This is a genomic window from Actinoplanes sp. NPDC048791 (assembly GCF_040650095.1).
GTDB lineage: Bacteria > Actinomycetota > Actinomycetes > Mycobacteriales > Micromonosporaceae > Actinoplanes.
Window position 1 is genome coordinate 1 of record NZ_JBEZGQ010001706.1, and the last position, 1,111, is coordinate 1,111.

General features: G+C 76.7%; 1 pseudogene. It reads right to left on the minus strand.

The window, feature by feature from the left end:
- Positions 1–1,002 (minus strand): annotated as a pseudogene (locus tag AB0C29_RS49795) (hypothetical protein); the annotation flags it as partial.
- Positions 1,003–1,111 lie beyond the last annotated feature (109 nt).

A 1,111-nucleotide genomic window follows, 5' to 3' on the forward strand; every position in this document is an offset into this window, starting at 1 on the left:
CTGCGAAACGCCGTCGATCAGCTGATCCGCGAGGGCTACCTGACCCGGGTGCCGGGGTGTGGGCGTGCCGCTCGGTGGGGTGGCCGGAAACTCGCCGGTGCGGCCGATGAAGGCGTCGGCGAAGCTCGAACGGCGTCCGCGGCGGCGGGGCTTCTCCGGCTTGGTCGCGACCGGCGGCGGTCCGCCGAGACCAGCGCCGAGATCCGCCGGCCCGGCAGCGGTCGACCCGTAACCGGACTCTGCACCCCGACCAGGCCCAGACCCGTCTCCGGACCCCGGGCCGTGACCGGACCCCGGTCCATCGGGATCAGGCCCCGGACCGTGATCAGCCCGGGCCCCGAGGGAGGGACCGGCACCCACAGAGGGACCAGCGCTGTGCGAAGGAGTGGCAGTGGGGTCGGACGCGGGGGAGGCGGGCGTGGGCGCGTCGCCGGGGCGGCCGCGTGGGGGCAGGTCGAAGACGCCGGTGTCGACCGGGCGCAGCGGCTGATCAACCGCCGGCCCGCCGCCCGCCGCGGCGATCGCCGACTCCGGCTGGTTGGTGCGTTTGGGCAGCGGCGGCTTCTCCGGCTCCTGGCCGTCCAGTTCACCGTCGTCTTCGGGCTCGGGGCCGCGGCGCAGCACCGCGGCCAGCACCGATCCGAGCACCCCGGCGCCCGTGGCGGTCATCGCCGCCCAGTACGGCACCACCTGGTAGCGGTCGTTGCCGCCGCCGGGTCCCGCGATCAGGTAGGCGATGGTCAGCAGCGCCGGCCCGGGCAGCCCGGCCAGCGCGATCGTCAGGGTCGGCAGCTCGCGCCGCCGGGCCGTCCAGCCCAGCAGCGCGCCGATCACCAGGGCCAGCGCCGGCATCGTGGCCAGGGCCGTCCGCTGGGTCACGGCCGGGGACAGGAAGCCGGCGTCGAAGACACCCAGCCGGATCGCGGGCAGCGGATCGCTCGGCGCCAGCGACGGTGCCACCGACACCAACGCGATCGCCCACACCGACGGGGGCCGCGTCACGATTGTCCACCGGCCGAGCGCGTGGGCCCGACGGGGAGGCGAGGCGTGGGGGCGGACCGGGGTGGAGCGCCGGGGGCGGCGGGGCATGAAGAGCCGCGGGGTGGGGGGC